Source organism: Hydrogenophaga sp. (assembly GCF_030656115.1).
Taxonomy (GTDB): Bacteria; Pseudomonadota; Gammaproteobacteria; order Burkholderiales; family Burkholderiaceae_C; genus Hydrogenophaga.
In genome coordinates, this window is the sequence record NZ_JAUSOO010000149.1 from 1 (window position 1) to 9627 (window position 9627).

Annotated in this window: 7 protein-coding genes; 6 read left to right on the forward strand and 1 reads right to left on the reverse strand. The window is 61.1% G+C overall.

Annotation, left to right across the window (positions count from 1 at the left end; all coding sequences use genetic code 11):
- Positions 1-185 precede the first annotated feature (185 nt).
- Positions 186-857 carry an OmpA family protein gene (locus Q7J58_RS19730; protein ID WP_304831413.1) on the reverse strand — a complete coding sequence of 224 codons (672 nt, stop codon included), beginning with the start codon at positions 855-857 and terminating at the stop codon, positions 186-188.
- A gap of 261 nt (positions 858-1118) precedes the next feature.
- On the opposite strand from Q7J58_RS19730, the gene gyrA reads away from it, so the two are divergent.
- The 6 genes from gyrA to Q7J58_RS19760 form a co-directional block, all read left to right on the forward strand.
- Positions 1119-3809, forward strand: coding sequence for a DNA gyrase subunit A (gyrA, locus tag Q7J58_RS19735; RefSeq protein WP_304831414.1), 2691 nt, complete (start codon positions 1119-1121; stop codon positions 3807-3809).
- Positions 3810-3906: 97 nt separating this feature from the next.
- A complete protein-coding gene (serC, locus tag Q7J58_RS19740; protein WP_304831415.1) occupies positions 3907-5013 on the forward strand; it encodes a 3-phosphoserine/phosphohydroxythreonine transaminase in 1107 nt (368 codons plus the stop codon).
- A 26-nt stretch (positions 5014-5039) separates the two neighbouring features.
- On the forward strand, positions 5040-6140 hold the full coding sequence (pheA, locus tag Q7J58_RS19745) for a prephenate dehydratase (RefSeq protein WP_304831417.1): 1101 nt from the start codon (positions 5040-5042) through the stop codon (positions 6138-6140).
- Positions 6141-6230: 90 nt separating this feature from the next.
- Entirely contained in the window at positions 6231-7109 is an 879-nt protein-coding gene (locus tag Q7J58_RS19750) for a prephenate dehydrogenase/arogenate dehydrogenase family protein (RefSeq protein WP_304831418.1), read from the forward strand.
- Positions 7110-7143: 34 nt separating this feature from the next.
- On the forward strand, positions 7144-9186 hold the full coding sequence (locus Q7J58_RS19755) for a bifunctional 3-phosphoshikimate 1-carboxyvinyltransferase/cytidylate kinase (RefSeq protein ID WP_304831419.1): 2043 nt from the start codon (positions 7144-7146) through the stop codon (positions 9184-9186).
- Positions 9187-9371: 185 nt separating this feature from the next.
- Positions 9372-9627, forward strand: a 256-nt coding sequence (locus Q7J58_RS19760) for a S1 RNA-binding domain-containing protein (RefSeq protein ID WP_304831421.1), incomplete at its 3' end; no start/stop codon positions are given.

Consider the following 9627-nt stretch of genomic DNA (forward strand, 5'->3'; position numbering starts at 1 on the left):
CGGCTCATGATTTGCGCTCCACGCTTCCTTCCCACACTCGGTCGCCCTCATGCGGTTGCGCTTCGCTTCGCTCGTCTTGGTCAACTTGCGGCGGGACTTGCACCCGCAGGAGTGCGCCCATGCTGGGCGCACATAAAAAAAACCGCGCCGTAGCGCGGTTTTTTTTCGCCTGGGCGAAGAGTCAATCAGTTGGCGCGGGTGCCGACAACTTCAACTTCAACGCGGCGGTTCTTGGCGCGGCCTTCACGGGTGCTGTTGTCAGCCACCGGCTGGGTCAGGCCCTTGCCTTCGGTGTAGATACGGTTGCTTTCGATGCCCTTGCTCACCAAGTAAGCCTTGACGGCTTCAGCACGGCGGTTCGACAGAGCCTGGTTGTAGCCCGCAGCGCCGGTGGAGTCGGTGTGACCCACAGCAATCACGACTTCCAGGTTGATGCCACCCACTTTGCCAGCCAGATCGTCCAGCTTGGCTTTGCCTTCTGGCTTCAGCACAGCCTTATCGAAGTCAAAGAAAGCGTCAGCTGCATACGTCACTTTTGCTGCAGCGGGCTTGGCCACTGGAGCTGGCGCTGGTGCGGGAGCTGGCGCCGGAGCAGGTGCGGGAGCTGGTGCAGCAGCGGGAGCTGGCGCCGGAGCAGGTGCCGGAGCGGGTGCAGCAGCCTTGGGCACGATGGCGCCGTCACAGGTTGCAGCTGCCGTAGCAGGCGTCCAGTTGGCATCGCGCCAGCAAAGTTCATTGGTGCCGTTCTTCCAAACAGTACCGTCTGCTGCGCGCCAGTTATCAATGGTCTGGGCGCCAGCGGCCGTTGCCATGGCGGCGGTTGCAATCAGCATTGCCACTTTGTTCAATTTTTTCATGGTATTCCTCTAGGTAAACCGCAGACAGACTGCGTAAATCGTTGACGCTGCGAGTGACCATCACTCAAAACGCTGGAATTTATTGTGCCACAAGCCGGCGAACGGCATGCCATTCGCGCCGAGCCCCTTTGTAAGCTGTTTTCGCTTGAAGACAAAATTCGTTGTTGATGCACCACAAACAGCAAAATTTCAGGTGGCATCTGGACACCACTAAAATGATCGGCTGCCTTTTGGCCCCAACTTGGACACCTGCACACGTTAATGACACAGTTTGCCAAAGAGACACTGCCCATCAGTCTTGAAGAAGAGATGCGTCGCAGCTACCTCGATTACGCCATGAGCGTGATCGTGGGGCGTGCCCTGCCCGATGCACGCGACGGCTTGAAGCCCGTGCACCGGCGGGTGCTGTTTGCCATGCACGAGCTGAACAACGATTGGAACCGTCCGTACAAAAAGTCGGCCCGTATCGTGGGCGACGTGATTGGTAAATACCATCCACACGGCGACAGCGCGGTGTACGACACCATCGTTCGCATGGCGCAAGACTTTTCGCTGCGTCACATGCTGGTGGACGGCCAGGGCAACTTCGGCTCGGTGGACGGCGACAACGCGGCTGCCATGCGCTACACGGAAATTCGCCTGTCGAAGATCGCGCACGAAATGCTCGCGGATATCGACAAAGAAACCGTTAACTTCGGGCCCAACTACGACGGCTCAGAAAAAGAGCCGCTGGTACTGCCATCGCGTCTACCCAATTTGTTGGTCAACGGGTCGTCAGGTATCGCTGTGGGTATGGCAACCAACATTCCGCCACACAACCTCAATGAGGTGGTGGACGCCTGCCTGCACATGCTCAAAAATCCGGAGGCGACGATCGACGATCTGATGGAGATCATCCCGGCGCCTGACTTCCCTACAGCCGGCATCATTTACGGCATCAACGGGGTCAAGGACGGCTACCGCACCGGCCGCGGTCGCGTGGTCATGCGCGCCAAATGCCATTTTGAAGACATTGACAAGGGCCAGCGCCAGTCAATCATCGTGGACGAGCTGCCCTACCAGGTCAACAAAAAGACACTGCAGGAACGCATTGCCGAGCTGGTACACGAGAAGAAAATTGAAGGCATCAGCCACATTCAGGACGAGTCGGACAAATCCGGCATGCGTCTGGTGATTGAGCTCAAACGCGGCGAAGTACCCGAGGTGGTGCTGAACAACCTGTACAAGCAAACCCAGCTGCAGGACACGTTCGGCATCAACATGGTGGCGCTGATTGACGGGCAACCGCGTCTGTGCAATTTAAGGGAGCTGATCCAGGTGTTCCTGGAGCACCGCCGCGAAGTGGTAACGCGCCGCACTGTGTTCAATCTGCGCAAGGCCCGCGAACGCGGCCATGTGCTGGAAGGCCTGGCTGTGGCGCTGGCCAATATCGACGAATTCATCAAAATCATCCGTGAGAGTCCCACGCCGCCGGTGGCCAAGGCCGAGTTGATGACCCGAAGCTGGGACAGTCAGTTGGTGCGCGAAATGCTGACCCGCACCCGCCAGGACGGCGGCGTGATCAACGCCGACGACTACCGCCCGGATGGCCTGGAAAAAGAATTCGGCATGGGCGGCGATGGCCTGTACAGGCTGTCAGAAACGCAGGCGCAAGAGATCCTGCAAATGCGCCTGCAACGCTTGACCGGTCTGGAGCAGGACAAGATCGTGGCCGAGTACAAGGAGGTCATGGGCGTCATCGACGACCTGCTGGACATTCTGGCCAAACCCGAGCGCGTGTCAACCATCATTGGCGATGAGCTGACCGAAGTGAAAATGGAGTTTGGCCAGACCAAACTGGGGGCGCGCCGCAGCGAGATTGAGCACAGCGCGCAAGACCTGAGCACGGAAGACCTGATCACGCCCACCGACATGGTGGTCACGCTGAGCCACAGTGGTTACATCAAGAGCCAGCCTTTGAGCGAATACCGCTCGCAAAAGCGTGGCGGGCGCGGCAAGCAGGCCACGGCCACCAAAGAAGACGACTGGATCGACCAGCTCTTCATCGCCAACACGCACGACTACATTCTGTGTTTTTCCAACCGGGGCCGGTTGTACTGGCTCAAGGTGTGGGAAGTGCCCGCCGGTTCGCGTGGGTCGCGCGGTCGCCCCATTGTGAACATGTTTCCGCTGCAGGAAGGCGAGAAAATCAACGTGGTGTTGCCGCTCACAGGCGCGGCGCGCAGCTTCCCTGAAGACCGCTTTGTATTCATGGCCACCAGCATGGGTACGGTGAAGAAAACCGCGCTCAACGAATTCAGCAACCCACGCAAAGCCGGCATCATTGCCGTGGACTTGGACGAAGGCGACTACCTGATTGGCGCCGCGCTGACCGATGGACAGCACGATGTGATGCTGTTCAGCGACGGTGGCAAGGCGGTGCGCTTCGATGAAAACGATGTGCGCCCCATGGGCCGCAACGCCCGCGGGGTGCGCGGCATGCTGATCGAAGAAAGCCAAAATGTGATCGCCATGCTCGTGGCCGAGCGCGACGAAGCCTCTGAAGGTGTTGCCCACGAAGCCGCCCGATTGAGCGTTCTGACGGCCACCATCAACGGCTACGGCAAGCGCACCCCGATTGCGGAATACACCCGCCATGGCCGTGGCACCAAAGGCATGATCGCCATCCAGCAAAGCGAGCGCAATGGCAAAGTGGTGGCAGCCACACTGGTGCACACCGACGACGAAATCATGCTGATCACGGACAAAGGTGTGTTGGTGCGTACGCGGGTGAGCGAGATCCGTGAAATGGGTCGAGCCACGCAAGGCGTGACCCTGATTTCGATGGACGAGGGGGCCGAACTTTCGGGCCTTCAACGCATCGTGGAAAACGATGCCAACGCCACGATCGACAGCATTGACGTGGCTGATGACATCGAGGGCAACGAGCCCAAAGGAACGCCATCCGTTTGATGAATCCACCGTGTGGCGGCTTCAACTCCGCCTCGCGCGGTGCCCTCTGCACCCCTTGGCCGCCCAACTGGTAGGGCTAAGCACTTGTTTTTTCACTATGAACCGCCCCTACAATTTTTCTGCCGGCCCAGCCGCCATGCCCGCTGAGGTACTGCAACAGGCAGCCGCCGACATGATGGACTGGCAAGGCAGTGGCATGGGCGTGATGGAAATGAGCCACCGAGGCAAGGAGTTCATGTCCATCATCGCGCAAGCCGAAGCCGACCTGCGCGAACTGCTGGCGGTGCCCGCACACTTCCGTATCCTGTTCATGCAGGGCGGTGGTCTGGCTGAAAATGCCATCGTGCCGCTGAACCTGTCGCGCGGGGGCGTGGTGGACTTTGTAGTGACCGGCAGCTGGAGCCAGAAATCGTTCAAAGAGGCGCGCAAATACAGTCAGCCGCACCTGGCCGCCAGCAACGAAGCAGACGCCCACACCACCCTGCCCGCCCCCAGTGCATGGCAACTGAGCTCGGACGCGCACTATGTGCATCTGTGCAGCAACGAAACCATCCACGGCGTGGAAACCCATGAGCTGCCCGACCTGAAAGCCCTGGGCAGTGACGCGCCGCTGGTGATCGACTTTTCTTCACACGTGGCCTCGCGCAGCGTGGACTGGTCGCGCGTGGGCCTGGCCTTTGGCGGTGCGCAGAAAAACCTGGGGCCAGCCGGCCTCACGCTGGTGGTGGTGCGCGAAGACCTGTTGGGCCATGCGCTGTCCATCTGCCCCAGCGCATTCGACTACAAGACCGTGGCCGACAACGGCTCGATGTACAACACGCCGCCCACCTACGCCATTTACATGGCAGGACTCACCTTTCAGTGGCTCAAACGCCAACGCGAAGGCAGCCTGAGCGGGGTGGCCGCCATGGAGCGGCGCAACATGGCGAAAGCGGCCCTGCTGTACGACTTCATCGACCATTCGCAGCTGTACCTGAACAAGGTGGCCAAAGACTGCCGCTCACGCATGAACATTCCATTCTTCCTCCGCGACGAGACCCGAAACGATGCTTTCCTGGCTGGAGCCCAGGCGCGTGGCCTGTTGCAGCTCAAGGGCCACAAGTCGGTGGGCGGCATGCGTGCCAGTCTCTACAACGCCATGCCGCTCGCGGGCGTGCAGGCACTGGTGACATACATGCGCGAATTTGAACAAACACAGGCCTGATTCAGGTCTCAGCCGCACCCAGGACCATGAGCCAACAACCCATTCAGTCCGAAGCCCTGGCGGGCCTTCGGGTACAGATCGACTCGATCGACAAACAACTGCTCAGCCTGCTCAACCAGCGCGCCCATGTGGCCGAACAGGTGGGCGAAATCAAACGGGCCGAAGGCTCGCCTTTTTTCCGCCCAGACCGCGTGGCCCAGGTCATCGACAAGATCACCCAAGCCAACACGGGGCCGCTGAAAAACGAGCATGTGGCGTCGATCTGGCGCGAAATCATGTCGGCCTGCCTGGCCCTCGAAGCGCCCCAGCGCGTGGCGGTTTTGGGGCCCCAGGGTACCTTTTGCGAACAAGCGGCCATTGAGTTTTTTGGCAGTGCAGCCAACCTGATTTACTGCGCCAACTTTGACGAAGTGTTTCACGCCACCGCAGCGGGCACCGCGCAGTACGGCGTCGTCGGCATGGAGAACTCAACCGAAGGCGTGGTGGCGCGCTCGCTCGACCTGTTCTTGCGCTCACCGGTGCACGTGGTGGGTGAAGTCAGCCTGCTGATTCGCCACAACCTGTTATGCCAAACCAATTCGGACGCCGGGATTCAAGTGGTCATGGCGCACCCGCAGGCTTTGGCACAGTGCCAGGGCTGGTTGAGCCAACACCTGCCGTTGGCCGAGCGCCGTGCGGTGTCCAGCAATGCCGAAGGCGCGCGCCTGGCCGCCACCAACCCAACTTGGGCGGCCTTGGCCAGCGAACGCGCGGCCAGTCAGTTTGGCCTGCACATCGTGCACCACGCCATCCAGGACGAGGCCTACAACCGCACCCGTTTTGCGGTGATCTGTTTGCCGCAAACCCTGGCCACGCCACCGGCTTCGGGCAAAGACTGCACCAGCCTGGTGGTGTCGGTGCCCAACCGTCCAGGTGCCGTGCACGATCTATTGGTTCCCCTGAAAAACAACGGCGTGTCCATGACGCGGTTCGAATCTCGGCCTGCCAAGTCGGGGCAGTGGGAATACTATTTTTATATTGACTTGGCTGGACATCCTTCGCAGCCACATGTAGCTGCGGCCCTTGAAGAACTCAAGAGCCTCTGCGCTTTTTACAAGGTGCTGGGCGCCTATCCGGTGAACGAATGAACTGGCGCACCGTTATCAACCCAAGTGCACCGCTCCCTGCGGTAGCCCATGCAACTTGGAGCACCACCATGGCACTCTGGATGAAATTTTATGTTTGAACAACTCGGCCTGATCGGCTGCGGCCTGATGGGTGGCTCGTTCGCACTCGCGCTTAAACGCGCCGGACTGGTGAAACGCGTGGTGGGTTACAGCAAGTCGCCATCCACCACCGAGCGCGCCCGGCAAATGGGCGTGATTGACGTGGAAGCTCCATCGGCCTTGCTGGCCGTATCAGGGGCCGACTTGGTGCTGCTGGCCGTACCGGTTGCAGCCACCGAAGCCACCTTCAAAGCCATTCGCCATTTGGTGCGCGGCAACACACTGGTCATGGACGTGGGATCGACCAAACGGGAGGTCATTGATGCGGCACGCCGGGTGCTTCGCGATCAGGTCGGCATGTTTGTGCCCGCCCACCCCATCACAGGCAAAGAACTCGCAGGGGTTGAGCACGCCGACGCCGACCTCTACACCGGCCGCCAGGTCATCCTGACCCCGATTGAGCGCACGCTCACGGTGCAGCTCAACAAAGCGCAAGCCGTCTGGACCGCACTGGGGTGCCACGTCAAGCAAATGTCGCCAGAGGCCCACGATGCAGCCTATGCAGCGGTCAGCCACCTGCCACACCTGATCGCTTTTGCCCTCATGAATGCCGTCAAGGGGCAAGCTCAGGCTGACGAGTTTTTGTCGCTCGCAGGGCCGGGGTTTCGCGATTTCACCCGCATCGCGGCCAGCGATCCCAGTGTCTGGCGCGATATCTTGGTGTCCAATCGGGAAGAATTGCTCGCGCAATCAAAGCATTTTCAGCGCGCCCTGCACACACTGGAAGTGGCCATTGCTTCAGGCAACCCGGACGCCCTAGAAGCCCTGATCCACCAAGCCAGCAGCACGCGTGCCAAATGGCGCATGACCGCCATCAAGCCCCAAAGCTGAACGCTCGATCAGCGTTACCCTCATCCATTTCCGCATGTTCTCCACCCATCACCTCGACATTCCACCGCTCGCCAGCGCGGGCGGAACGGTCCAGCTGCCAGGCTCCAAAAGCATTTCCAACCGGGTACTGCTGCTCGCTGCGCTCAGCGTAGGCCACACCGACATTGTTGATCTGCTCGACTCCGACGATACCCAGGTGATGCTGGCAGCGCTGGCCCAGTTGGGTTGCCGCCTGGAGCACCAACCCGATGGCGTCCTGCGTGTGCACGGCCTGGGTGGGCAACTGGCTGTGCGCGAAGCCCCACTCTTTTTGGGCAACGCCGGCACCGCCATGCGCCCTTTGACGGCAGCGCTGGCGCTGCTGGCTTCGGTGCACGGCGGCGCTTTTGAGCTCAGCGGCATCGCGCGCATGCACGAGCGGCCCATTGGCGATCTGGTGGACGCGCTGCGCCAGCTGGGCTGCCCCATCGAATGCCTGGGCACCGAAGGCTACCCGCCGCTCAAGCTGGGCAATGGTGTGCCGCACAGGCTCACGCTCGACCAGCCCATCCAGGTACGCGGCGACGTGTCCAGCCAATTCCTTACAGCTCTTTTGTTGGCTCTGCCGTTGGTGGCCCAGCAACAGCCCATCGTGATCGATGTGGTGGGTGAGCTGATTTCACGCCCCTACATTGAAATCACGCTGAATCTGCTGGAAAAATTTGGGGTTCGGGTGCAACGGGATGGCTGGCAACGCTTCACCATTCCTGCGGGCAGCCGCTACGCCTCGCCCGGCCGCATCCCGGTGGAAGGCGACGCCTCGTCGGCCAGCTACTTCATAGCGCTGGGCGCCATTGCACCGTCCTCACCGGACGCCGATGGGATCACCATCGAAGGCGTGGGCCTGGCGTCGATCCAGGGCGACATCCGCTTTGTCGAAGCCGCCCGGCTCATGGGTGCACAGATCACCGGTGACGCCAACACCCTGCGCGTGCGGCGCGGCGCCTGGCCCCTCAAAGCCATCGACCTGGACTGCAACCACATCCCCGATGCGGCCATGACGCTGGCCGTGATGGCGCTTTACGCCGATGGGACCACCACCCTGCACAACATTGCCAGCTGGCGCGTGAAGGAAACCGACCGCATTGCCGCCATGGCCACCGAATGCCGCAAACTCGGCGCCACCGTTGAAGAAGGTACCGACTTCATCCGCATCACCCCGCCCACGTCTTGGCGCGCGGCCAGCATTCACACCTACGACGACCACCGCGTCGCCATGTGCTTCTCGCTCGCGGCCTTTAACCCGGCCGGGCTGCCGGTGCGCATAGAAGACCCCAAGTGTGTCGGCAAAACCTTCCCGGACTATTTCGAAACCTTGTTCAGCGTCTGCCATACCGAGACAGCGTGCATTCCCGTCATTTGCGTGGACGGACCAACCGCTTCCGGCAAAGGCACGCTCTCGGCCGAAGTGGCGACGCGGCTGGGTTACCACCTGCTGGACTCGGGCGCCCTGTACCGGCTGGTTGGCCTGGCGGCAGAGCGCGCTGGATGCTCCACCGCTGAAGCCGATCTGCGCGAGCCCATCCACGCACAGCGCCTGGGCGCGCTGGCGGCGGGCCTGCAGGTGCGCTTCATCGGGCAACACATACTGCTGGACGGCGATGACGTGACCGATGCCGTGCGCACCGAGGCCGCAGGCATGGCCGCTTCGCGCGTGTCCGCCGTGCCCGAAGTGCGCGCGGCATTGCTCGCACTGCAACACGGCTTTCGCCAGCTGCCAGGCCTGGTGGCCGATGGCCGCGACATGGGCACGGTGATCTTTCCCGAAGCGCCGCTGAAGGTGTACCTCACTGCCAGTGCGGGGCAGCGCGCCGAGCGGCGGCACAAGCAATTGATATCAAAAGGAATTGCTGCTAACATCGACGACCTTTCGGCGGACTTGGAAAGGCGCGATTTGCAGGACTCAACCCGTGCACACGCACCGCTCAAGCCCGCCGCAGACGCCTTGTTACTGGACAACTCTCAACTCAACGTCGAGCAATCGGTGCAGCAGGTTTTGAGCTGGTGGCAAGGCAAAACGGTGTTTTCAGGCAACTGAAAACACACCCCTTGATGGCCCAGACGGCACAGCCGGGCGTTCCCAGCCCGCAGGCCTTATGGTTCTTTCACTTAACCCCGCGGTGCTGCGCACCGCATCGTCAACGCCGCCCATCCGTCGATCTCCATGCGAACCGCCGCAAGGCTGTGCTGCATCCCGACGCCTGAGTGGTTTTAGGAAATTCAATGTCTGAATCTTTTGCCGCCCTGTTCGAAGAGTCCTTGAAACGCGCTGAAATGCGCTCGGGCGAAGTCATCACCGCTGAAGTTGTGCGCATTGAGCACAGCCACGTGGTGGTCAACGCTGGCCTGAAGTCGGAAGCCTATGTGCCCCTGGCTGAATTCAAGAACGATCTGGGCGAACTCGAAGTCCAGGTGGGCGACTTTGTGTCGGTCGCCATCGACTCCGTGGAAAACGGCTTCGGCGACACCCTGCTGTCGC